This window comes from Mycobacterium shunyiense (genome assembly GCF_058270075.1).
Map to the genome: position 1 here is coordinate 558421 of NZ_JBZDPU010000014.1, position 24145 is coordinate 582565.

21 protein-coding genes are annotated in these 24145 nt (G+C 67.6%); 5 read left to right on the top strand and 16 right to left on the bottom strand.

Features of this window, described 5'->3' with window-relative positions; genetic code table 11:
- Positions 1-76 precede the first annotated feature (76 nt).
- Complete coding sequence (locus AC4ELH_RS13670; protein WP_498885048.1) at positions 77-907, top strand: IclR family transcriptional regulator; 831 nt, start codon at positions 77-79, stop codon at positions 905-907.
- Here the strand turns inward: AC4ELH_RS13670 and AC4ELH_RS13675 are convergent.
- Positions 873-1583, bottom strand: a complete 711-nt coding sequence (locus AC4ELH_RS13675) for a fumarylacetoacetate hydrolase family protein (protein WP_498884908.1) — start codon at positions 1581-1583, stop codon at positions 873-875. The genes AC4ELH_RS13670 and AC4ELH_RS13675 overlap by 35 nt on opposite strands.
- A gap of 25 nt (positions 1584-1608) precedes the next feature.
- Positions 1609-3435, bottom strand: coding sequence for an acyl-CoA dehydrogenase (locus AC4ELH_RS13680; protein WP_498884909.1), 1827 nt, complete (start codon positions 3433-3435; stop codon positions 1609-1611).
- Between the two features lie 138 nt (positions 3436-3573).
- Between AC4ELH_RS13680 and hrpA the strand changes: the two genes are divergently transcribed.
- On the top strand, positions 3574-7455 hold the full coding sequence (hrpA, locus tag AC4ELH_RS13685) for an ATP-dependent RNA helicase HrpA (protein ID WP_498884911.1): 3882 nt from the start codon (positions 3574-3576) through the stop codon (positions 7453-7455).
- 76 nt (positions 7456-7531) lie between these two features.
- On the opposite strand, the gene AC4ELH_RS13690 is transcribed toward hrpA, so the two are convergent.
- From AC4ELH_RS13690 to AC4ELH_RS13705, 4 genes are read right to left on the bottom strand one after another with little or no spacing between them, the layout of a single operon-like run.
- Positions 7532-8437 (bottom strand): fumarylacetoacetate hydrolase family protein, encoded by a 906-nt coding sequence (locus AC4ELH_RS13690; RefSeq protein WP_498884912.1) that lies wholly within the window; start codon positions 8435-8437, stop codon positions 7532-7534.
- A complete protein-coding gene (locus AC4ELH_RS13695; RefSeq protein WP_448444633.1) occupies positions 8434-9273 on the bottom strand; it encodes an alpha/beta fold hydrolase in 840 nt (279 codons plus the stop codon). Before AC4ELH_RS13695 ends, AC4ELH_RS13690 begins: the two co-directional genes overlap by 4 nt.
- A gap of 48 nt (positions 9274-9321) precedes the next feature.
- Complete coding sequence (locus tag AC4ELH_RS13700) at positions 9322-10530, bottom strand: acyl-CoA dehydrogenase family protein (RefSeq protein WP_498884914.1); 1209 nt, start codon at positions 10528-10530, stop codon at positions 9322-9324.
- A complete protein-coding gene (locus AC4ELH_RS13705; RefSeq protein ID WP_498884916.1) occupies positions 10523-11725 on the bottom strand; it encodes an acyl-CoA dehydrogenase family protein in 1203 nt (400 codons plus the stop codon). Before AC4ELH_RS13705 ends, AC4ELH_RS13700 begins: the two co-directional genes overlap by 8 nt.
- 59 nt (positions 11726-11784) lie before the next feature.
- On the opposite strand from AC4ELH_RS13705, the gene AC4ELH_RS13710 reads away from it, so the two are divergent.
- Complete coding sequence (locus AC4ELH_RS13710) at positions 11785-12921, top strand: FAD-dependent oxidoreductase (RefSeq protein ID WP_064887479.1); 1137 nt, start codon at positions 11785-11787, stop codon at positions 12919-12921.
- A gap of 271 nt (positions 12922-13192) precedes the next feature.
- Here the strand turns inward: AC4ELH_RS13710 and AC4ELH_RS13715 are convergent, their stop codons facing one another.
- Together AC4ELH_RS13715 and AC4ELH_RS13720 are read right to left on the bottom strand one after the other, a co-directional pair.
- Positions 13193-14506 (bottom strand): esterase family protein, encoded by a 1314-nt coding sequence (locus AC4ELH_RS13715; RefSeq protein ID WP_498884919.1) that lies wholly within the window; start codon positions 14504-14506, stop codon positions 13193-13195.
- 75 nt (positions 14507-14581) lie between these two features.
- Complete coding sequence (locus AC4ELH_RS13720; protein ID WP_498884921.1) at positions 14582-15448, bottom strand: helix-turn-helix domain-containing protein; 867 nt, start codon at positions 15446-15448, stop codon at positions 14582-14584.
- 74 nt (positions 15449-15522) lie between these two features.
- Between AC4ELH_RS13720 and AC4ELH_RS13725 the strand changes: the two genes are divergently transcribed.
- The gene (locus AC4ELH_RS13725; protein WP_498884923.1) at positions 15523-16116 is read left to right on the top strand and encodes a class I SAM-dependent methyltransferase; all 594 of its coding nucleotides are present in this window, start codon (positions 15523-15525) and stop codon (positions 16114-16116) included.
- Here AC4ELH_RS13725 and AC4ELH_RS13730 read toward each other — a convergent pair.
- From AC4ELH_RS13730 to AC4ELH_RS13745, 4 genes are all read right to left on the bottom strand, one after another.
- The gene (locus AC4ELH_RS13730; RefSeq protein WP_064958593.1) at positions 16100-17911 is read right to left on the bottom strand and encodes a CocE/NonD family hydrolase; all 1812 of its coding nucleotides are present in this window, start codon (positions 17909-17911) and stop codon (positions 16100-16102) included. The genes AC4ELH_RS13725 and AC4ELH_RS13730 overlap by 17 nt on opposite strands.
- 179 nt (positions 17912-18090) lie before the next feature.
- Positions 18091-18489 carry a heme-binding protein gene (locus AC4ELH_RS13735; RefSeq protein ID WP_064887517.1) on the bottom strand — a complete coding sequence of 133 codons (399 nt, stop codon included), beginning with the start codon at positions 18487-18489 and terminating at the stop codon, positions 18091-18093.
- Between the two features lie 303 nt (positions 18490-18792).
- On the bottom strand, positions 18793-19257 hold the full coding sequence (locus tag AC4ELH_RS13740) for a DUF4383 domain-containing protein (RefSeq protein ID WP_236734931.1): 465 nt from the start codon (positions 19255-19257) through the stop codon (positions 18793-18795).
- A 61-nt stretch (positions 19258-19318) separates the two neighbouring features.
- Complete coding sequence (locus AC4ELH_RS13745; RefSeq protein WP_498884926.1) at positions 19319-20866, bottom strand: acyl-CoA carboxylase subunit beta; 1548 nt, start codon at positions 20864-20866, stop codon at positions 19319-19321.
- A 49-nt stretch (positions 20867-20915) separates the two neighbouring features.
- Between AC4ELH_RS13745 and AC4ELH_RS13750 the strand changes: the two genes are divergently transcribed.
- Positions 20916-21359, top strand: coding sequence for a PPOX class F420-dependent oxidoreductase (locus tag AC4ELH_RS13750; RefSeq protein WP_064958566.1), 444 nt, complete (start codon positions 20916-20918; stop codon positions 21357-21359).
- Between the two features lie 10 nt (positions 21360-21369).
- Here the strand turns inward: AC4ELH_RS13750 and lipE are convergent, their stop codons facing one another.
- From lipE to AC4ELH_RS13770, 4 genes are read right to left on the bottom strand one after another with little or no spacing between them, the layout of a single operon-like run.
- Positions 21370-22614, bottom strand: a complete 1245-nt coding sequence (gene lipE, locus AC4ELH_RS13755) for a lipase LipE (RefSeq protein ID WP_064887469.1) — start codon at positions 22612-22614, stop codon at positions 21370-21372.
- A complete protein-coding gene (locus tag AC4ELH_RS13760) occupies positions 22611-23096 on the bottom strand; it encodes a peroxynitrite isomerase (RefSeq protein ID WP_448444651.1) in 486 nt (161 codons plus the stop codon). The genes lipE and AC4ELH_RS13760 overlap by 4 nt, the downstream gene beginning before the upstream one ends.
- A 56-nt stretch (positions 23097-23152) precedes the next feature.
- A complete protein-coding gene (locus AC4ELH_RS13765) occupies positions 23153-23788 on the bottom strand; it encodes an SRPBCC family protein (RefSeq protein ID WP_498884928.1) in 636 nt (211 codons plus the stop codon).
- Positions 23785-24138 (bottom strand): ArsR/SmtB family transcription factor, encoded by a 354-nt coding sequence (locus AC4ELH_RS13770; RefSeq protein WP_498884929.1) that lies wholly within the window; start codon positions 24136-24138, stop codon positions 23785-23787. Before AC4ELH_RS13770 ends, AC4ELH_RS13765 begins: the two co-directional genes overlap by 4 nt.
- Positions 24139-24145: the final 7 nt, after the last annotated feature.

Below are 24145 nucleotides of genomic sequence, written 5' to 3' on the forward strand. Positions count from 1 at the left end.
TTGACAAGGTCGACTGTAGGAACCGTCCAGAACGGAGTCAAGGGTGCGTGGTGCGGGCTCGGCGCCGACCAATCGGGTGCTCGATGTGATCGAGTTGCTGGCGGGTGCCGGCGATACCCGGTTGCGGTTCTCCGATGTGGTCAGCGCGCTGGACCTGACTCAGGCCACCGCGCACGCCATCCTCAAGACTTTGTGCGACCGCGGCTGGCTGATCCGCGATCCCGCTGACAAGACGTTCGCTCTCGGACCGGGCCTGGCCGTGGTGGCGGCCCGGACGGAGGCGGCGCGACCCCTGGCGCATGCGGCTCGCATTGCTGCCCAAAAACTTTCGCAAGAACTCGACTGTGCGGCCTCGGTCGTCGAACGGCTCGATGACGAGCTGGTGATCACCGCGTTCGAGGGGGCCGGCCGGCAGCCGGCCTCGGCGCCGGGTGACCGGATCCGATACGCACCGCCGTTCGGCGTTGCGTTTGCGGCCTGGGGCGGCTCAGACGAGCAACGCAGCTGGATCGGACGGGCACCTGGCCTCAGCGAGGAGTTGGCCGGCCGCCTTGAGGAGGTGCTCGCCCAGACCCGGGAACGTGGTTACGACATCGACTGGACGACACCGGATCTGACCCGGGCGGCACAACTGGTCGGCACGTTGTCGAGTGACGGACTGCCCGACCATGTTCGCGACATCACCGATCAACTGCTCGCCGAATTCGCCACGATCGGTCTGGTGCCGTCCGGTGGGATGGCAGGCAAGGCGCAGCCGGTGGCCACCATTGCCGCACCCGTCTTCGATGCCGACGGTCGGGTCGCGCTGATCCTGTCGGTACACCCGCTGCGATCCATGACCGCTCGCCAGGTGGACACCGCCGGCCAGCGGGTCAGGCGGGCCGCCGATCGGCTGGGCCGATCGTGAAGCTGAACTCCGCGACTCCTCCGACGCCACCGGAGATGACGTCACCGGGCTGCATCGGCCCGACCCCGGCGGGGGTCCCGCTGTAGATCAGGTCGCCGGGGGCCAGGCCCACGGCCGCCGAGATCGCACTGATGACCTCGGGGACCGACCAGATCAGGTCCCTGAGGTCGCCGTGCTGCTTCAGCTCACCGTTGACCCGCAGCCAGATCTCGCCGCTGTCCGGGTGACCGACGTCTGAGACCGGATGGATCGGGGTGCAGGGGGCGGACGCGTCGAAACCCTTGGCCCAATCCCAGGGCCGGCTCAGTTTCTTGGCCTCGTCCTGCAGATCGCGCCGGGTCAGATCGACACCGACGCCGTAGCCCCAGACCAGCTCCAGCGCGTCGTCCGGTGCCACCTCGCGGCCACCGGAGCCCAGCGCCACCACCAGCTCGATCTCGTGGTGAAACGACGACGTCAGCGACGGATACGGGACGGTGCCCGCCGCGTCGATCACGGCGTCGGCCGGCTTCATGAAGAAGAATGGCGGTTCCCGGTCGGGATCCTTGCCCATCTCACGCGCGTGCGCGGCGTAGTTACGTCCGACGCAGAACACCCGCCGCACCGGAAAGCGGCCATCCCCGGTACTGACCGGGAGCGACGCCTGCGGTGGAGGTGGGATCACGAAGTCGGCCATGGGAACCATCTTCCCCGGGCCCGCGTCAGAATGCGTCGTTGTCCAGGTGCATGACGTCGCCGTCGACCGATTCCACGACCTCCCGCACCGCGGTCAGCAGCGGCAACATGTTGTGCGCGAAGAACTTCGCCACCGCGATCTTGCCTTCGTAGAAGGCCCGGTCGCGATCGCTCGTTGTGTCCAGTGCCGCCTGAGCGACCTGCGCGCCGACCAGCAGCCGCCAGCCGATCAGCAGATCGCCCACCGCCAGCAGAAACCGCACCGAACCGAGGCCGACCTTGTAGAGCTGCTCGGGCTGTTCCTGTGCCGCCATGAGGTAGCCGGTGAGGGTGGCGGCCATCGACTGCACGTCGTTCAGCGCGGTGGCGAGCCGGGCGATTTCAGGCTCCAGCCCACCCCCGGCTTCCAAAGTTGCCGAGATCTGGGCCGCGACGTGGGCCAGCGCGCTGCCCTGGTCGCGGACGATCTTGCGGAAGAAGAAGTCCAGCGCCTGAATGGCGGTGGTGCCCTCGTACAGCGAGTCGATCTTGGCGTCGCGGATGTACTGCTCGATCGGGTAGTCCTGCAGGTAACCGGATCCGCCGAGGGTCTGCAGCGATTCGGTGAGAACCTCGTAGGCCTTCTCCGAACCGACACCCTTGACGATCGGCAGCAGCAGATCGTTGACGCGATGGGCCAATTCGGTGTCCGCGCCCGAGACATGTTGCGCCACCACGGAATCCTGGTGCGCGGCGGTGTACAGGTACACCGACCGGAGGCCCTCCGCGTAGGCCTTCTGGGTGAGCAGGCTGCGTCGCACGTCAGGGTGCTCGATGATCGCGACTCGCGGTGCGGTCTTGTCGGTCATCTTGAGCATGTCGGAGCCCTGGATGCGGTCCTTGGCGTACGCCAGCGCGTTGAGGTAGCCGGTGGACAGAGTGCCCGCGGACTTCACTCCCACGGTCATCCGGGCGTTCTCGATCACCCGGAACATCTGGGCGATGCCGTTGTGAACGTCGCCGACGAGATAGCCGACGGCCGGGGTGCCGTGCGCGCCGAAGGTGACCTCGCACGTCGGCGAAGATTTGATGCCCATCTTGTGCTCGAGCCCGGTGACGTACACGCCGTTGCGCTCACCGAGTTCGAGGGTCTCCGAGTCGAAATGGAGCTTCGGGACATAGAACAGGCTCAGCCCCTTGGTGCCGGGCCCGGCGCCCTCGGGGCGGGCCAGCACCAGGTGGAAGACGTTTTCGGCGGTATCGCCGACGTCGCCACCGGAGATGAAGCGCTTCACCCCGTCGATGTGCCAGGTGCCGTCGGGCTGTGCGATGGCCTTGGTGCGCCCGGCGCCCACATCAGACCCCGCGTCGGGCTCGGTCAGCACCATGGTGCCGGCCCAGCCCTTGTCCATGCTCATGCGCGCCCAGCGCTGCTGCTCTTCGGTGCCGACCTCGGCCAGCGTGTGTGCCATCGCCGGGCCGAGACCGTAGAAGAACATCGCCGACGGGTTGGCGGACATGATCATTTCCTGGATCGCCCACACCAACGATGCGGGCGCCGCTGTGCCCCCGGCGTTCTCGGCGAGCCCGACGCGCCACCACTCGGCGTCCTTGACGGCCTGCACGGTCTTGGCGAGTGGTCCCGGCACGGTGATGTCGTGGGTGGCCGGATCGAACTCGGGAGGGTTGCGGTCGGCGTCGACGAACGATTCTGCGACAACACCTTCGGCAAAGCGCGCCACCTCGTCGAGCATGGTGCGCGCGGTCTCGGTGTCGAGGTCGCCGAATGCGCCCGAGTCGATGACCGGCCCCAAGGCCAGAACCTGGAAGAGATTGAATTCGATGTCGCGGACGTTCGCGATGTAGTGACCCACGATCCGCCAGCGTCGACCAGTCCTGACGGGGTACGCAAGCGTAGGTTGCAGCAACCTACGGCTACGGAACCGGAGGTTGCCAGTTCAGTATCTGCTGTGATCTGCATCACACCGGGTCAAGCCCCTATCCTTGACCGAGTGTCCGAACCGTCAGTCGCCGAGCTCCGCTCCCGCCTCGACGGGCTGACCATTCGTGACGCGGACCGGCTGCGCCGCCGCTTGCGGAATCTGCGCGGTGGCGAGACGGCCAAGATCGCCGAACAGATCGCCACCGCCGAGGGCCTCGTACTCACCCGCCAGGCCGCGGTCCCGGCAATCACCTACCCGGATCTGCCGGTCAGTGAACACCGCGACGAGCTCGCCAAGGCCATCAGTGAGAACCAGGTGGTGGTGGTTGCCGGCGCGACGGGATCCGGCAAGACCACGCAGCTGCCCAAGATCTGTCTGGAGCTGGGTCGCGGTATCCGCGGCACCATCGGCCACACCCAGCCCCGCCGGCTGGCCGCCCGCACCGTCGCCCAACGCATCGCCGACGAACTCGGCACCCCGCTCGGCGACGCCGTCGGGTACACCGTGCGGTTCACCGACCAGGCCAGCGATTCCACCCTGATCAAACTGATGACCGACGGCATTCTGCTCGCAGAGATTCAAAGAGACCGCCGGCTGCTGCGCTACGACACCCTCATTCTCGACGAGGCCCACGAGCGCAGCCTCAACATCGACTTCCTGCTGGGCTACCTGCGCGAGCTGTTGCCCCGCCGTCCCGATCTGAAGGTCATCGTCACCTCGGCCACCATCGAGCCGGAGCGGTTCGCGGCACACTTCTCGAACGCCCCGATCGTCGAGGTGTCGGGCCGGACCTATCCCGTCGAGATCCGGTACCGGCCACTGGAAGTCCCCGTACCGGTCTCGGACGACGACGACCCCGACGATCCCGACCACGAGATCGTGCGCACTGAACCACGGGATCCGACCGAGGCCATCGTCGACGCGGTTCGCGAGCTCGAGTCCGAGCCCCCGGGAGACGTCCTGGTCTTCCTGTCCGGCGAACGCGAGATCCGCGACACCGCAGAAGCCTTGAAGGACCTGAGGAACACCGAGGTGCTGCCGCTCTACGCGCGGCTCCCCACCGCCGATCAGCAGAAGGTGTTCCAACCCAGCCACAGCGGGCGGCGAATCGTGTTGGCCACCAACGTGGCCGAGACATCGCTCACCGTGCCGGGCATCCGTTACGTCGTCGACCCCGGCACCGCGCGGATCTCCCGCTACAGCCGCCGCACCAAGGTGCAGCGCCTGCCCATCGAGCCGATCTCGCAGGCGTCGGCAGCCCAGCGGGCGGGGCGGTCCGGGCGCACCGCTCCGGGCATATGTATCCGGCTGTACTCGGAGGAGGACTTCGAATCTCGGCCGCGCTACACCGATCCGGAGATCCTGCGGACCAACCTGGCCGCGGTCATCCTGCAGATGGCCGCTCTGCAACTGGGCGACATCGCGGAGTTCCCCTTCCTCGATCCGCCAGACGCCCGCAGCATCCGCGACGGTGTGCAACTGCTGCAGGAACTCGGCGCCTTCGACACCGCGGGTGCGCTGACCGACGTCGGTCGGCGCCTGGCCCGGCTGCCACTCGATCCGCGGGTCGGCCGGATGATCCTGCAGGCCGACACCGAGGGCTGCGTGCGTCAGGTACTGGTGCTGGCCGCGGCGCTGTCGATTCCCGATCCCCGGGAACGTCCGAGCGACAAGGAAGAGGCGGCGCGTCAGAAGCACGCCCGGTTCGCCGACGAGCACTCGGATTTCATCTCGTATCTCAACCTCTGGAACTACCTACGAGAGCAGCGAAACCAGCTCTCCGGCAATGCGTTCCGGAGGATGTGCCGCGACGAATTCCTGCACTACCTGCGAATCCGAGAGTGGCAGGACTTGACCGGACAGCTGCGCAGCATCGCCCGCGACATCGGGATCCGCGAGAGTGATGAGGTCGCCGAGCCGGCCAGCATTCACGCCGCACTGACCGCGGGCCTGCTGTCCCACGTCGGCTTGCGCGAGGGTGAGTCCCGCGATTATCAAGGTGCCCGCAACTCCAGGTTCGTGCTCGCTCCCGGCTCGGTGCTGACGAAGAAGCCGCCGCGCTGTATCGTGGTGGCCGACCTGGTGGAGACTAGCCGGCTGTTCGGCCGCATCGCCGCCAAGGTCGAGCCCGAGGCGATCGAGCGCGTCGCCGGACATCTGGTGCAGCGCAACTACAGCGAGCCGCACTGGGAAGCCAAACGTGGTGCGGTCGTGGCTTTCGAGCGGGTCACGCTGTATGGGCTACCGTTGGTCCCGCGCCGCAAGATCGGCTACACCCAGATCGATCCGGAGCTGTGCCGTGAGTTGTTCATCCGGCACGCCTTGGTCGAGGGGGATTGGCAGACCCGCCACCACTTCTTCCGCGACAACGCGCGGCTGCGGGCCGAACTCGAGGAGATCGAGGAACGCGCCCGTCGGCGTGACCTGCTGGTCGGCGACGACGACATCTACGCGCTCTACGACGCCCGGATCCCGGCCGATATCGTATCGGCGCGTCACTTCGACGCGTGGTGGAAGAAGCAGCGCCACAAGACACCCGACCTGCTCACCTTCACCCGTGACGATCTGCTGCGGTCCGAGGACGGCGCGGACAATCCCGATACCTGGCAGGCCGGCGATCTCGAACTGCCGCTGACGTACCGATTCGAGCCCGGGGCGGCCGACGACGGCGTCACTGTGCATGTGCCGGTGGGGGTCTTGGCGCGGCTCGGTGGTGACGGTTTCGCCTGGCAGGTACCGGCCCTGCGGGAGGAACTGGTTACCGCACTGATCAAATCGCTGCCCAAGGACCTGCGCCGCAACTTCGTCCCGGCGCCCGACACCGCGCGGGCCATCCTGGGTGACATCGATCCGTCCGCCGGGTCCCTGCTGGACGAGGTGCAGCGCGAACTGCGCAGGCGCAGCGGCATTCTGGTGTCCATCGATGCATTCGACCTGAGCAAGATACCGGACCATCTACGGATGACCTTCGCCGTGGAATCAGTCGACGGCAAAGAGGTGGCCCGCGGCAAGGATATCGACGCGCTGCGTGAGCAGCTCGCGGTGCCCGTCGCACAGGCTGTGGCCGACGCGCTGGGCGGCGACCTGGAACGCACCGGGCTGCGGGCATGGCCCGAGGATCTCGACGAGCTGCCACGCACAGTGGAGAACGTCAGCGGCGGTCACACAGTCAGGGGCTATCCGGCCTTCGTCGACGCCGGAAAAGCCGTCGATATCAAGGTGTTCGCCAACCCGGCCGACCAGGCCGCGGCCATGCGGCCGGGCCTGCGGCGTCTACTGCGGCTGACCACACCCTCACCGGTGAAGGCGATCGAACGCGGCCTGAGCACCCGCACCCGGCTGGCGCTCAACGCCAATCCCGACGGTTCGCTGGCCGCGTTGCTCGATGATTGCGCCGACGCGGCCGCTGACGTGCTGGTGCCCAAGCCGGTGTGGACGAAGACGGAGTTCGCCGGGGTTCTGACCCGGGCAGGCAAGGAACTCGGCCCCACCACCCAAGCTGGGGTGAACCGGGTGGAGAAGGTGCTGGCCGCGGCGCACGAGGTGCAGGTCGCGCTGCCCGACAAGCCGTCAGCTGCCCAGGCCGATGCGGTAGCCGACATCCGGTCTCAACTGGAACGCCTGTTGCCCAAGGGTTTTGTCACCGAGACCGGGATAGCGCGGCTGAACGACCTGGCCCGATATGTCACCGCGATCGCCCGCCGGCTCGAGCGGTTGCCCCAGGCGCTCGGCGCCGACCGAGACCGGATGTCGCGTGTGCACGCGGTCGAGGATGCCTATGACGAACTGGTTCAGGCGCTTTCGCCAGGCCGGGCCGCAGCGGCCGACATCCGTGACATCGCATGGCAGATCGAGGAGTTGCGGGTGAGCCTGTGGGCCCAGCAGCTGGGTACGCCGCGCCCGGTCAGCGAGCAGCGCATCTACAAGGCCATCGACGGCGTCACCCGCTGACAGCCCCTCCGCCGAAACGGCATTCCGGCAGGCCCTCTCTCGCACTTTCTGTGCTGGAATGCGGTTTCGGCGAGAATCAGAGGATGGTGTGCTCGATCTGCCCGATGTCGTCCAGGATCAGGGTGAGGGTGTCCCCGCTGCGCAGCCAGTGCCCGGTCTCCATGCCGCTTCCCCCGGGCAGCGTCCCGGTGCCGAAAAGCTCACCCGGATAGAGCGGTTCGCTGCGTGACGCATGCGCCAGCACCTCGCCCAAAGTGTGCTGCATGCCGGCGCTGCTCACGGTGCTGACCACCGACCCGTTGAGTGCCACCGAACCGGTGAGGGTTTCGATGCGCGGCAGGATCTCGTCGGCGGTGACCGCGGTGTCCGACATCGAGCTGGCGAAATGCTTGGACTTCTGCGGCCCGAAGCCGCTGAGCATCTCGGGTCGCTGCACATCGCGGGCGCTGAAATCGTTGAGTACGACGAACGCTCCGATCGCTTCGGCGGCCTCATCGGGTGTCGCGTTGAACAACGGTGCGGCCAACACGAATCCGATCTCCAACTCGAAGTCGAGCGCCTGTGAATAGTCCGGGACCGGAACCGGGGTGCCGGTCGGCACGAAGGTCTGTGCGTTGGACATGTAGTAGATCGGCTGCTCATAGAACAGCGGCTTCGGCCTGAACTGCGGCACCGGACGACCGGTGACGCGTTCGTACAGCGACGTCACCCGGTAGAGGCCGGGGTGAAAGCGCCGGATCAGCCCGCGGGCCGCGTCGATGTTGTGCTGTTCGTACAACATGAAGTCGCGAAATGACACCGGCTGGAACGGCAGGAGGTGGTCGCTGTGTTGCAGCTGGCGGTCGGCTGCTGCTGTCAGCCAGGCCTCGTCGAAAACCGGACCACCAAGGGCTGTGCGGTCTGAGTGCTCAGACCAATCACCCTGGGAATCAAGGGATTGCACCCTCAGGCCGGTGGCGGTGCGGACACGGCGTAGTTTCACCGAGTCCTCCCGAGCTGCCTGCGCAGGAACTCGGTGACGTGTCCGGCCACCGTGTCTGGTTGCTCGAGCCATGGCCAGTGGCCTGTGCCTGGCACCGGCTGTACCTCACAGCTCCGGAAGATCCGGCGGTACTCGTCCGTCTGCGCGTACGGCACGTAGTGGTCATCGGCGCCCCACACCACGAGGACATCGCCGGTGAACTCGGTGAGCCGATCGGCATACGGGGCAAGGGCATTCGGGCCGGTGGATCGGTACAGCTTCAGCACCGCATCGGGTGTGCCACGGGCGAACATGTGCTCGGCGATCGACTCCAGCGCATCGGCCGGCAGCCCCGGATCGCGCATGGCGAGCACACGACGCAGCACTGCCGGGTTGCCGATCCGCGACAATGCCTCGGCCAGTACGGGTGTCCGCCACAGCTTGGCGGCGAAGTGGTTGATCACCACGGGGGTGTTGATCAGCGTGATGCTGGCGACGGAATCGAGATGGTCGACCGCCCAGGCGAGTGCCCAGGGGCCGCCGAAATCGTGGGCGACCAGGTGGGCGCGCTCGACACCGAGTTGGTCCAGAAGCGCGCCCAGATGTGCGGCGTAGGCCGCCACGGTGTACGGCCACTGTGCCGGCTTGTCGGCCGCACCGAATCCGGGCATCTCCGGGGCGATCACCCGAGCGATACCGGCGACCGGCATCAGCAAACGGTCCCATCTGGCCCCGGCGTTGTTGCCGTGCACGAACACCACTGCCTCGCCGGCGTCCGGTCCCGCCGCGCCGGCGACGAGCACCGGCGACCGCACCCCGTCGACCGCCAGCGTGCGGTGCTCGACGGGGCTGTCCATCAGCGGAATCTTACGGTCGCAGAAGGTCCGCCGCGTCTTTTCAACCGATCACTGTGTGCCTGTCGCCACCCACGGGACGCGATCGGCCCGGGCATCGTCGAGCACGAGGTCGGCCACGCGTGACCGATGGGCTTCGGCACTGCCCAACAGGGCGGCATCGGTGGTGGCCCGCTTGAAGTACAGGTGCGCCTGGTGCTCCCAGGTGAACCCGATCCCGCCGTGCACCTGGATGGTGTCCGCCGCGATCTTGGCAAATGCCGCCGACGCGGTGGCCTGCGCAATGCTGGCTGCCAGCGCCGGGTCGTCGGTGCCGTCGGTCAGCGCCCACGCCGCGTGATAGGTCGCTGACCGGGCGTGCTCGAGGTCGACCAGGTCATCCGCCAACCGGTGCTTGACGGCCTGGAAGGACCCGATCTGCCTGCCGAACTGAAGCCTCGATTTCGCGTACTCCACGGACAGATCCAGCAGATGCTGTGCGGCTCCGATCTGTTCGGCGGCCAGGAGTGTCGCTGCCACCTGGAATGCGTGGGTGATGACGCGGTCGGCCTCGTCGGGACCGGCCACCAGTTGGGCGGGCGCCGCGGTCAAGACGATGGTGGCCTGCGGCCGCGTGAGGTCGAGCGTGGTCAGCGGGGTGCGTTGCACTCCCGCGTCTGACGCGTCGACCACGTACAGGCCGACGCCGCCGGATCCGGCGGCCGCCACCAACAAGGTGTCCGCGGCGTCGCCGTCGACCACGCGCTCGACCGTGCCGGTCAACGTCCCGTCTTCGGCGACAGTCATATTCACCGCGGTGGGATCGAACACGCCGGCCCGATCCGACACCGCGAACGCCGCGGTCCGCGTGCCTTCGGTGAGTGCGCCGATGAGTTCGTCGCGCACCGGGCCGGCCGGGGCTGCGACGAGAGCGGGGACGGCCAGCAACACGGTGCCGAACACCGGTCCGCAGGCCAGTGCCGCCCCGAGTTCCTCGACCGCGATGGCCTGGTCGACGAGCGTCCCGCCGGCTCCGCCGTCGGCCTCGGGAACCGCCAGGCCGAGCACGCCGAGCTCAGCGCCCAACCGGCCCCACACTTTCGGATCGAACCGTGGCTCGGATTCCATGAGTGTCCGCACCGTCGGCTCGGAGAAGTTCTCGGTACAGAACTTTCGGACCGCGGTGCGCAGTTGAGCCTGCTCGTCGGTGAACCTGAACTCGGACTGATCCGCAAGCTTCTCAGCTTGCTCGTCGGGTTGATCCGCAAGCTTCTCAACCACGCGGGATCTCCTTCCACGGCATACCGGCATCGGCGCGCAGATCACCGGGCAGCCCGAGGATCCGTTCGCCGAGAATGTTGCGCATCACCTCTGAGGTGCCGCCTTCGATGGTGTTGGCCTTGCTGCGTAGGAAGCGCTGCTGGAGGGGCCCACGCCAGTCCTTGCCGTCCTGCTCGTCGTCGCGATCACCCGTCCCGTAGCCGTGATACAGGATCCCCTCGGGCCCAAGCAGATCCATGCACCACTGGTAGATGTGCTGGTTGAGCTCGGCGCCGACGAGCTTGCCGATCGAGCCTTCGGGTCCCGGTCCGCCGACGGTGGCGGCCGCCCGGGACCGCTCGGCGGTCAGCCGTTGGGCCTCCGAACGCAGCCAGAGTTGGCTCAGCCGGTCCCGCAGCACCGGAGTCCGCAGGTCCGGGCGTGATGCCCACAGCGCCACGGCATCCGAGATGGTCCCGGCTCCGCGTCGATTGCCGCTGCCACCGAGCGCGCTGCGCTCGTTCATCAGGGTGGTCATCGCGACGTTCCAGCCGTTGCCCACTGCGCCGAGCCGGTGCGCATCGGGGATGCGGGCGTCGGTGATGTACACCTCGTTGAACTCGGCCTGGCCGGTCATCTGTCGCAGTGGTCTGGTCTCGACGCCCGGGCCGTGCATGTCCAGCACGAAGTACGTCAGGCCCTTGTGTTTGGGCACATCGGGATTCGTACGGGCCAGCAGCAGACCCCAGCGGGCGCGGTGCGCCAGACTGGTCCACACCTTCTGCCCGTTCAGCACCCATTCGTCGCCATCGGGCACCGCCGACGTGGCCAGCCCGGCCAGATCTGATCCGGCGCCTGGCTCGGAGAACAGCTGGCACCAGATGTGTTCGGTGCTGGCCAGCGGCCGCAGCCAGGATTTCTTGAGCTCATCGGACTGTGCGTGCTCGCGCACCGTGGGTGCGGCCATGCCGTAGCCCATCGGGTTCAAGCTCAGCGGGATGGGCCCGCCGGCGCCCTGCAGGATGCGGTCGGCCACGGCCTGCAGACCACGTGACACCCCGAGACCACCGACGCCCTCGGGGAAGTGCACCCAGGACAGGCCCGCGTCGTAACAGGCGGCCAGGTACTCGGGGATGGGGACTTTCTTGGGGTCGTGGTCGGCCACGACCCGGCGGGCGAGGTCGGCGACCCGGTCCGCATCAGCGACGCTGCTCATCCAGCCACGATAGGGAAAGGGGTCTGCCGGCCTGCAGGCGGGCGGTAGCGTCCACGGTCGTGGACCGAAAGCGCGTGGTGATTGCGGGACTCGGCGACACCGGCGTGCTCACCGCGATCCGCTTGGCGCGTCGTTTCGACGTCGTCGGCATCTCGGTCAACCCTGGCCTGGTCAGCGGTCAGGAGCTGGGCACCCGGTTGGCCCGGCCCGAAGACTGGGCACGCAACTACTGGATCGGCTTCGACCGGTTCCGCGAACTCGACCGGGTCCGCACGGTGCACGGCACGCTGGCAGGCGTCGACTTTTCGGCACGCACGGTCAGCGTGCAGGATGCCGGCGGGAACGAGCAGGTGGAACCCTATGACGCGCTGGTCATCTCGACCGGTGTGACGAACGGCTTCTGGCGGCAGGCGGTTCTGCAGTCGGCAGGCGATGTCGATGCCGGGCTGAGGACTGCACACGAGCGATTGGGTTCGGCACGTTCGGTTGCTGTCATCGGTGGTGGCGCGGCGGCGGCCAGCAGTGCGGCCAACATCGCCGTCCGGTGGCCGGGTAACCAGGTGGGGCTGTACTACCCCGGCGAGCATCCTCTGCCGCAGCACCATTGGCGGGCCCGGAAGCGGGTCGAAGACAGGCTGGCTGCGGCGGGCGTGACCCTGCACCCGGGGCATCGCGCCGTGGTACCGGAAGGCTTCGACTGCGCGGCCATCACCTCCGAACCCGTCCACTGGAGCACGGGACAACCTTCGGTGCAGGCCGATGCGGTGCTGTGGACCATCGGCCGGGTCCGGCCGAACACGGACTGGCTGCCGGCGGACGTCCTCGACGAGCGCGGGTTCGTTCGGGTGACACCGGAACTGCGGGTGCCGGGACACGATGGCGTATTCGCTGTCGGCGATGTCGCGGCCACCGACCCGCTGCGCTCCTCGGCCCGAAACCGGGCCGACGGACTGCTGGCCCGAAACGTGACCGCCTACTTCACGGGCGGCACGACGCGCAGCTACCGTCCGCCGTCCAGCCGGTGGGGCTCGGTGCTCGGAGTGCAGCCGGATGGGTTGGAGGTGTTCGCTCCCAACGGATTTGCCTTCCGATTTCCGTCCTGGTCGATCGAGCGGGTACTCCAGCCGTGGATCGTGCGCCGCGGCATCTACCGTGGCGTGCGGCCCGGAGATCAATCCATCGTCACCAACGGCTGATCGACGGGCACCACATAGGTGGACAGCATCAGGGTCCGCACGGTGCCGACATTGTGGGCATTGTGCACGACGCCCGCCGGGATGAGGAACGGGTCTGGATGATCTCGAAACCCGGTGTGGGAGCCCCAGAACGCTGAAGTTCGGTGCGGGAGACCCCGGCAGTCTGATCGTCGGCGAGCGCGGTAGGAGCGGTTCGGTGCTGACTCTTTCGCGTATGTAACGCCACGGCGAAATTTCGGCTGATTTTCCGCCGTGGGGTTACGAACGCGGCTCAGGCCCGGGGCAGCGCGACGGGCACGGTCTGCAGGCCGGGGCTCACCGGGCTCACCGGGGCGGGAACCGCTCCCGGCACCCCGGCCACCCGAGGCACCCCGGCTACCCCGGGCACCTGGCCGGGCACTCCGGCCGTGCCGGGTACCACCGGTGCAGCGGGCGCTGCCGCCACGCCGGGAACCTGAGCAACCTGACCGGGCACCTGCGCTACTTGACCGGGCAGGGCGGGAGCTACTTGACCGGGCAGGGCGGGAGCAACCTGACCGGGCACAGCCGGCGGCACCTGACCCGGCACGGCCGGAGCCGGAGCGGGGGGAGCGGCGGCCGCCGCAGCGTTCTGACTGAGCACCCGCAGCAGGTCGGGCTTCATCTGCTGCAATTGCGATCCCCAGTAGTTCCAGTTGTGGGTGCCGTTCGGCGGGAACTCGAACTTCGCGTTGCGTCCGCCCGCAGCCACGTACTTCTGCTGGAACTCCTTGTTGGAGTTGATCGTGATGTTCTCCAGGAACTGCGCGCTGTACAGCGTGCCGAAGTTACCGCCGGGATCGTCGAGTTCGGAAGGAACACCGTTGCCGCAGTACACCCAGATCGCGGTGTTGTTGGCCACCAGCCGGTTGATGTTGACCGTCGGGTCGTTGCGACGCCAGGCCGGATCACTGGACATGCCCCACATGTCGGTGGGGTTGTAGCCACCGGCATCCTTCATCGCGAAGCCGATCATGGTGGGCCACAGGCCCTGTGACGGATTCAGGAAGCCGGACAGGGCGCCGGCGAAGATGAACTGGGCTGGATGCCAGATAGCCAGGGTCAAGGCCGCGCCACCGGACATCGACAGCCCGACGACGGCATTGCCGGTCGGCGCGACGTCGCGTTTGGCAGCCAGGAAGGCCGGAAGTTCCTGGGTGAGGAAGGTTTCCCACTTGTAGGTGGTGGTGCCCGCACTGCCGGCCGCGGGGCGGTACCAGTCGCTGTAGAAGCTGGACTGCCCTCCGACGGGCATGACGACAGAGATGCCCGACTTGTAGAACCACTCGAACGCGGCGGTGTTGATGTCCCAACCGTTGTTGTCGTCCTGGGCGCGCAGGCCGTCGAGCAGGTACAAGGCGTGCGGTCCGCCGCCCTGGAACTGAACCGTGATGTCGCGGCCCATCGCGGCCGACGGCACCTGCAGGCGTTCCACGGGCAGACCATCGCGTGAATACGCCGCGGCGGTCGGTGTGGGCGCGGCCATCACCAGTGCCGGCAACATCAAACCTGAAATCGCCGCGGCCGCCACGCGGCGCGCCACCCGACCGAACATTCTCAGTCTCACACCGGCACGCTAACAACGCCTGAGTTGCGACTACCGGGGCCGCGCCCGGCGTAACCCCTCTGTTATCAAGGTGATTCAGTTCTGATGCCCGTGGCCGCGCCGCCGCCACTCGCGTGGTGGCACGCCGTGCGTGCGGCGAAACTGGCGGCTGAAGTATCCAGGGTCGGCCATTCCCACCCGCGTGGCGACCTCTGAGACGGCCAGGTCCGTCTCACCCAGCAGGTCGCGAGCCCGGCTCATCCTGCGCTCGTTGATCCACTCGCCGACCGTGCGACCGGTCCGCCGGCGCACCAGGGTGGTGAGATGACCCGCTGTCATCCCGACCTCGTGAGCGACGTCGCTGAGCGAGAGAGTCTCGGACAACCGGCGGTCGATCACCGAGAACACCTCGGCCAGCAATGGCTCGCCGCTGCGCCGCAGGTCGCTCACGACGTCGTCGGCGAGGCGGGCCAGATCGATGAGCAGCAGGGTCAGATGGGCCAGTACCGCTTGGCGGTAGCCTTCACGCCGGGCGGCCAGCTCGTCCTCGATGGATCGGATGGTGTTGTCCCACAGTGGCTGTCGATCCGCCGGAACGTGCAGTTGCAGCAGCCCGCCGGACCGGCCGTGGAGGAACGGGAACAGCAGGGGATGAGCCTGCCAGGTGGGCCAGGGCGAGGCGGCGTCGTGCCCCAGCGCAGCGGGGTCGAAGAACACGCCGACGCCGTCGGCGTCGGCGGTCAGCGGCCGTGGGTCGATCACCTCGCCTGCCGCGACCACGTAGATGACCCCGTCGGTCGGTACGTACCAGAGCACCGGAAAGTCGTGTATGTGTGGCCGGTGTTCGGGGAATTCCGCACGCCGGCCGCGGGTCACCGACACCGGCGGCGCGTCGCGGTCGGTCCAATATCGGTAGACCGGGACACCATCGCGGTGGCGAACCAATCGGGACGCATCGGACATAGCGCCAAAGATAATCCTGATATCGCCAACCTTCACCCAACTAACCCTGCCCAGAAGGCTGGATCATGGATTTCATGACAGAACATCGTCCACATCTTCTGAAGAGCCGGCATGACTACCTGCCTGCCGCAGGCCACGACGCCTTCCTGCCCGGCTACGACCTGCTGACGCGGGTCTTGGGGATGAACCCCGCCTATCGCGAACTGGTCACCCAGGCCGGGCTGACAGCCGGCCAGCGGGTGATCGAAATAGGTTGCGGTACCGGAAATCTGACTGTGCGCGTAAAGAAGGCTTGTGCCACGGCCGATATCGTCGCCACCGACCCCGACCCACGGGCACTACAGCGGGCGCAGCGAAAGACCAAGGGGATGACCGGTGTCCGCTTCGAACGTGCCTACGCGCAGGAATTGCCGTTCGATGACGGTGGGTTCGACGTGGCGCTGTCTTCGATGATGCTGCACCACCTCGACGAGGCGACCAAGGCGGCCGCCGCCGCCGAAGTGTTTCGGGTCCTGCAGCCCGGCGGCGTATTACACGTCGTCGACGTTCGCGGCGACGCTCTGCCGCAGCTGTTGGAGAAGGCCGGATTCGATTGCGCGGTAGTGGGTTACGGGAACATCCGGCTGGCCGGCAAGCTTACGTACCTCCGCGCTACTCGTCCGGCGTGAACGCGGCGGGCTCAGCCAACGGGATGAGCAGTCTCGACGGTGCGTCTCCGCCCTGACGGATTCGGTACGTTCCCGCGACCAGTGCCTCCCGCGCGGGCTGCGTGGGGACGAGGTGCGGGAAGTCATAGGTGGTCAGGGTCAGCCGCAACCGGTGGCCCGGTGCGATCGACGCGGCGGTGGGGAAGATCTCCAGGTCATAGCGGGTGAGCTCGCCACGCACGACCGGTTCGGCGGCGGCGCGGGTACTGATGTGATGTGCCCGCAGCACCTCTCCTTCTGGCCCATCCGGCAGGTACCACGTCTTGTCCGGATCCAGGGCCCGATGTGAGCCGAGCAGCGCACCCTGGGTCAGCGGCCGACTGGCCCCGTCCGGGGCGACATCGTCGAGATGGGCCACCCACAGGGTCTCGGTCGTGTCAGCCGTTGCGTGCACGGTCAGAGTGATCGGACCTGCGATCAGTCGGGTTTCGGTGAACTCTTCTGTGGTGTAGGTCAGGGCCTCACGCTGCAGGCGACGGTTGTCCAGGTCGTAGCGGATGCGCCGTCCGGTCTGGGCGGCCATGAAACTGCCCATGCCCAGCGTCCACTGTTCGAGGCTGCGGCCGGAGATGGGCCCACGTACCGCATAGCGCAGGACGGCGTCGGTCTGCTCGGCAGTCGGCTCGGTGACGAGTTGCCCGCCCTCGGCCAGGTACAGCCGGGTTGGCGTGGCCTCAGGGAACGGGTAATCCTCTGCCTGAAACCATTTCGAGCTGCCGATGGCCTGGAAGCGGATGGGCGGGCCGGTGACTGCGGCGTCGGTGTCGTCCTTGAGCCAGCGGTCGAACCAGCGGAGCTGCAACGCATGGACGTGCAACCCGTCCATGTCCGAGACGTGGTACCAAGGCCCCATCATCAATTGGACCCGGTCCGAGAGCGGCTGGCCGGGCTCCATGGGAGCGTTGGGCGGCCGGCCGGTGTAGGCGTTCTGCAGCGCGGTGTAGTTCAGCGGAGCGCCGCGCTGGAAAGCGTCGTGCCAGCCGCCGATCAGGAACACGGCGACCTTGTTCTTCGCGATGTCGGGCAATACGTCCGACGCCCGCATGGTGTCCCAGAACGGCCCGTCGAACGCGGTGTCCCCACCGGCGGTGGCGTCGCCGATCATGGTCTTGAAGTACTGCCGCTGATCACGTCCGCGTTGGCGCACCGCGGCCAGGCCTCCGGCGCGAGGCCGTTCGTGAGTGCCGCGTTTGGCGAACTCCAGCACCGGGTTGACCACGTTCAGCAGTGAGTAGACAGCCCCGTAGGCGCGCACCGTGCGCATGTGCGGCACCCCGCCCATCGTGACGACATCGCGGTAGAAGTCATTGCCTGCCATCACCGGGAAGATCGCCTTCAACGGTGAGTCGGGGCCGACCGCGGCGGCGGTGAGGAGCTGGTTGATGGCCAGGTACGAGATGCCGAACATTCCGACCCTGCCATTGGAATTCGGCAGCGTTGCAGCCCAATTCACCAGGTCGACGCCGTCCTGGACCTGCACGGCGCCCAGCATCTCGAACGATCCGCCCGAGGCTCCGGTGCCCCGGACGTCGGCCATCACCTCGATGTAGCCGCGCCGGATCAGGTACGGGGTGGCCCCGCCGCCGATCTGGGCGGCCGGCGGCGGGGCCTTCTTGCCGTAGGGGGTGATGGACAACAGCACCGGGAACGGTCCCGGTGCCGGCGCCCCGGTCTCGGGAACTGTCGGGTAGTGGATGTCGGCCCGCAGCACGGTGCCGTCGGAGGCGCGGATCGCGACGTTGTGGTGGACGCCGATCCCATAGCGAGCCGGCGGTGGTGTCCAGGCCGGTTCCAGCGGAGACGGGTTGCGCTTACGGACGCGGGTCGCCGTTTGCCCGGCCACCTTCTTGCCCCGGTTTCCTCGGACCACCTGCCACGGGTTCGCCATCCGTCCTCCTTGACGTGTGTCGGCTTACCTCCACGCTATCCAGTGGACTACCCGGCCATGAACTCCGAGTAGGCCGAGGCCAGCTCGGGGGAGAGCGCCGTCACGTTGCACGTACGCTGCGTGTCCCCGATGGGGGCCAGGATGCCGCGCAGGTCGTTGTACTCCTGCGGGTTGGCGGTGAAGTAACCGCGCAGCGTGGCCGCGGCCTGCGGACGCGGCTGGGTGAACGCGGTGGTCACTGCCTGGTTGGCACCGGGGTGACTGTCGAGGTACGCGCGAGCGGCACCGGTGGTGCTGCTGACGGTGCCCGCCACCCCGCTGGCGCTGCAGTCGGGTGCGGCAGCTGCGCTCGGTGCGCCGATCATCGCGGCGGCGACGCCGCCGAGCAGGCCCGCGGCACAAGCGCCGGCAATTCCACGGCGCGCGGTGATACCAGTGAATTTCATGATCATTTTCCTTCGGGATTCTGGGATTCTCATTGGGTCGCGATCCGTGATCGCTTTCCCCGGCCCGAATTCGAAAGTAACCGCATCGTCGTCGAGCAAAACCTCTGCACTGTGAAACAGCTGTGACGGGTGTGGATGTGTTACGCCGGGCGACCGTGAATTGCGCCTCAGTCTCGCCCAATTCGGGCCGATGATCTTGAAATGTCTCAGAGACCGGGCGTCATTCTTAATTGATCGTGATGTGCGGCTACGGGCGTAGTAACCGAATCGTTATCCGGCCGACCTTCAGCAAACCGCTGTGGTCTACCGTTTGAGCGTTAGCCCGGCAAGCGAGTTTCGCAGCCCTCCATCGCGGTAGATCTGCACGCCTGCCACGGCCAGCATCACCGCAGCGGTTGCCAGGTGCACGATCGCATCCGTGGTGTTGTTGGGGAAGGCGAATATCAGGGCCACCTGATTGGAGAAGAACGCCCAGATTCCGGGCAGCGCCCCAGCCACCGCGGCCAGCAGGAGATAGAGCACGGCCCACGATTTTCGCCAACACAGCACCAGGCCGGGGCCGAACAACGCCAGGCCGGCCACCGCATGCCAACCGTTGTAATCCATGCCCAGAATCGGTGTGGTCGGCGCATCCGGTCCGATGGCGAAACTCGGCTCGGCAATGAATCCGATGATTGCCTGGACGACGTGGAACAGCGAGATGATCAGCAGTCCCCATTGCGCGAAACTCCACTGCCGACCCCGCACGCGAGGAGGACTGTTGGACACAGTCCGGACGTTACGTCTACTACAGCGTGTAGTCAACGGTTCGGTCGTAGGGGCGGGGCGGTCACCAGGTGTCGATGAACCGTGCACGAGGTGCAGGGCGTTCATGCTGCGCGGCCGCGGCCAGCGTGGCCGCGATCAGCCACCGGGTTTCGGCCGGGTCGACGACGTCGTCGATCTCGAACAACGATGCGGAGTTGAGCGCCCGGGCGTTCTCTTCGGCGGCCGCGGTGGCCGCCCGCACGGCCTGCTCGCGTTCGTCGTCGTCGGCGATAGCCTCCAGTTCCTTGCGTAGACCCAGGCGGACGGCACCCTCCAATCCCATCGGGCCGAGGTGCGCGCCGGGCCAGGCCACGGTGAGCAGCGGTTCATGAAGGCTTCCGCCGCACATCGCCTGTGCCCCAAGGCCGTAACCGCGTCGCAGGATCACCGCGACCAGGGGCACCGTGAGCGCTGCCCCAGCCACCAACATCCGGGAACCGCGCCGTACCAGGGCTTCGGCTTCGGCCGCCGGGCCGACCATGTATCCGGGACAGTCCACCAGTGACACCACCGGCAGGCCGAATGCGTTGCACAGTTGCAGGAACCGGGCGGCCTTGTCGGAGGCCGCGGCGGTGATGGCACCGGCCATCACCATGGTGTTGTTGGCGATAATGCCCACGGGTCTGCCGTCGATGCGGGCCAGCGCGGTCACCATCTCCGGGGCGAACTTCTCGCGCAGAAACGTCACCGAGTCGGCGTCGGCCAGTGTCTCGACGATGGGCGCCACCGGGTAGGCGCGCCGGGCTCGTTCGGGAATCATTGTGCGCAGGTCGGTTTGATCGGCCACGGGGCCAGGTCCGGTCGGTCCGGTGAAGTAGCCCATCAACTTCCGGGTGGCAGCGACGGCCTGTGCCTCGTCCGCGACCACGACGTCGACGACGCCGTTGGGAGCCTGCACCGAGATCGGGCCGACGTCGTCGGGGGCGACCTCGCCGAGGCCACCGCCGGCGATCATCGCCGGTCCGCCCATCCCGATCGAGCTGTCCTGGGTGGCGACGATCAGGTCGGCGGCCCCCGCGATCACCGCGTTGCCCGCGAAGCACCGGCCCTTGACCACGGCGATGCGGGGCACCAGGCCGGACAGTCCGGCCCACAACGCGAACGCCCGGATCTCCAGCGACGAGACCGTCGGGATGTCGGTGTCACCTGGGCGGCCGCCCCCGCCCTCGGCGAAGAACACCGTCGGCAACTTGAGCCGCTCGATGATCTCGAACAGCCGGTCCTTCTTGCGATGGCCGATGGCGCCCTGGGTTCCGGCCAGCACGGTGTAGTCGTACGAGAGCACCGCGCATGCGGCGCCGTCGATCCGCGCGGTTCCGGCCAGTAGGCCATCGCCGGGGGTGCGTTCGATGAGGTCGTCCAGGCTGCGACGTTGTTTCTGCGCCGCGATCGCGAACCGCCCGTACTCGACGAACGAACCGTCATCGATCAGGTCGGCGATGTTCTCCCGGGCGGTGCGGCCACCGGCGGCGTGACGGCGGCCGACCGCGTCGGGCCGGCCGGCATCCTCCGTCAGCGCCCTCCGGCGCAGCAGTTCGGCGAGATCGTCGCGGACAGCGTCGTCGGGCATCGGCAGGCTCCTGGAATAGCGGGCGTGCGGTCCGCGGTTGCGCACAGATGTGACCGCCACCTCATCTAACCCGTCGTTCGATCCGCACGAACTGTTGGCCGAGGCCGGCCTCGGCGTGTTGGCCACCATCAAGGCCTCGGGCATTCCGCAGCTGTCGCCGGTGACACCGTTCTACGACCGGGCCGCCGGCGTCATCTACGTGTCGATGACCGAAGGCCGGGCCAAGACGGTCAACCTGCGCCGTGATCCCCGGGCCGCGCTCGAGGTGACCAGCCCGGACGGCTGGGCCTGGGCCACGGCCGAAGGGCCGGTGACGCTCACCGGGCCGGGGACCGATCCGCACGGCCCTGAGGTCGAGGCGCTCGTCGACTACTACCGCAGCGCGGCAGGGGAGCACCCCGACTGGGACGAGTACCGGTCGGTGATGGTCTCCGATCGGCGGGTCCTGATGAAGCTGACCGTGGAGCGGGTGTACGGGGAGAAGCTGCGCTGACCTGAGGGACTCAGCCGACCGGCATCTCGGCCGCGATGCGGTCCAGCACCGCGGGATAGCGGTTGGCCTCGCGGTGCGCGCCGGGCTTGCCGCTGCTGACGATCGCGGCGGACAGGCTGCGCTGCGGATCGGCCCACACCGCGATGTCGACGAGCCCGGTGTGGCCGAACGCCGAGGGAGTGTTGCGGCCGAACGGCCCGAAGCGTTTTCCGCCGAGCATGTACCCCGTACCCCAGCGCATCGGCTTGAGTCCGGTCGCCACGTCGGGCCGCATTCGCCGGCACGGCGTGGTGGCGGCCTGCAGGGTTTCCGGCTTCATGATCCGGACCCCGTCGAGTTCGCCTCCGCGACGAAGGATCTCGGCGAATCGCGACAGTTCGTCGGCGTTCGAGACGGTGGTCGACGACGGGATCACGCTGGTGAGGAACAACGGGGTGTTGCTGAGCGGGATGATCCGGTCCAGTGTCCCGCCCACTGCCGCGCGGAACGCCGCGGCGATCGGCGCGGGCAGCGGTTTGCCGGTCACGTGGCTCGGCGCGACCAGCGGAACCTCTTCTGGGGCAACGCCGTAATTCGTCCACCGGAAACCCAGCGGATCCAGGATCTCGTCGGCCAGGATGTCGCGGATGTTGCGCCCGGTGGCCGCCGAGACGATCTCGCGGATCAGTGGGCCCCAGGTCAGTCCGTGGTAGATGTGCACCAGGCCCGGCCGGTACACGGGCTTGAGCAGGGCCAGTTGCTCCCGGGTGTACTCGCTGTCGTCGACGCGGGTGACGTCGGGACGCGGACCGGTGTGGATCGGGACTCCGGCGCTGTGGGTCACCACATGCCGGATGGTGGTGCGGTCCTTGCCGTGACTGGTGTAGCTGGGCAGATAGTCGCAGACCCGGTCGTCGAGGGAGAAGTGCCCCTGTTCGACGAGCATGTGCACGACGGTGGTGCTGATCGCCTTGGCGGCCGAGTAGACGCAGAACGGGGTCTGCGTGGTGACGGGGATCTTCTCGGCGTCCGGTGCGTCGTCGGGGCCGTTGCCCCAGCCGTGGCCGATGGCCCGGTTCAGCACGGTTTTTCCGTTGCGGCGCAGGCACACCTGGATGGCCGGGTGCATGCCGGATCCGTACCAGTACCGGACCGATTCCCAGACGCGCTCGACGGCGGACGGGTCGATGTCCGAATGGTCCTCGTCGCCGATGTCGGTGACCGCGTCGAGGTCGGAGGGCAGGGCGATCTTGCCCGTCGGGGCTTGTTGGTTCATTCGGTCTTCCTGGTCAGGGAGGCGGACAGGTGGTGCTGCAGTGGTTGTCCGACCGCGCCCATCTGCAGGTTGTACGTGAGTTCGTCGCCCGCCACCTGGATGGAACGCGACAGTGCCGCAACGTTTTTGGCCGAGGCGGTCAGTCCGATGGTGGTCGCCGCCAGCTCCATGCCGATGCGCCCGTCGACGACCCGCACGGTGCCTTCCTGGATCTCGGTGATGCCGGTCGGATGCGCCAGTACCCATTCGACCCGCCCCGGCGCCGGGATCCGCAGGTATCCGGTCTCGGCGTGCAGCGGTCGGCCGTCATCGCGGGCCTTGGTGCGCTGACTGTAGGTCAAGAACGGCTTGCCGACGTGGCCGAAGGTGATTTCTTCGAGGTACTCGAACGACTCGATCGTCGGATATTCACCGGCGCCGGGACCGGACCAGGTGCCGAGCAGGGGAGCCAGCACGGTCAGGTTCGGGTGGAGGTCAGGCACACCGACAGGGTACGGCGGTGGTCCGGCCGCACCCCATCACGTCGCGTCCGCCCAGGTCAGCCGCCGGTGTAGGCGGCGGCGGTGCGATCTGCCGCAGCGCGTGCCTGCGCCGGATCTTCTCCGGCCGCCAGGTCGGCCTGGTACCAGAGTTCACTCGCAGAGGTCATGAAACCGCGGCCCTCGTCGCCGGCCGCCCAGGCGGCACCCTCCTCCGGCGTGATGCGGTCGCCGCCGCTGAGGTATCCGGCGAGTCCGAGAAGTGCGGAGTCCCAACCGACTCCGACCGCCCCGGGGCCGAACTGCAACCAGAACTCGTCGTCGTCGCCGGAGTGCATGATGTGATCCAGCGTGAAATTGGCCCGGCCCTCGCCGGCCTCGTTGATGGTGACCTCGACCCAACTGGTGGCGCCCATGGCCTCCCACGTGGTCGTGAAGGAGCGGGGCGGTTCGCAGGTCAGTACCTCTCCCGAGGCGTTGCCTTCCAGCTGGAAACGGCCGCCCACCTGCAGGTCGCCGGTGATCGGCAGGAACCACCGGGGGATCCGCTCGATGTTGGTGCAGGCATCCCACAGATCGGCGGCATCGGTGGGATAGGTCTGGCTGACGCTCACGACCCGTGCCTCCCGGGCCTCGAACGTCGTGCGGCCCACACTGCGGCGGACCTCGTTGAGCTGATGTTGGACGTCGATCACTGGGAAGCCCCCTTGTTCGTGGTTGTTCTTCGGTCCCGCTTGCCGCGCGCGATCTCGGTCGCCAGCGCATCGAGGTGCGGTGTCCAGTTGCGCCGGAACCGCTCCAGCCACTGGTCGACCTCACGCAGTGGCGCGGTGTCGACGCTGTACAGCCGACGCGTGCCTTCGGCGCGAACATTGGCGAAGCCGTTGTCTCGCAACACCTTGAGATGTTGCGAGACCGCAGGCTGGCTGATATCGAACTCGGCCCGGATCACCTCGGTGATGGCGCCGGACGACAGCTCATCCGCCTGGATGAGCTCCAGGATCCGCCTGCGCACCGGGTCTCCGAGGATGTCGAAGGCCTGCACGTGACCA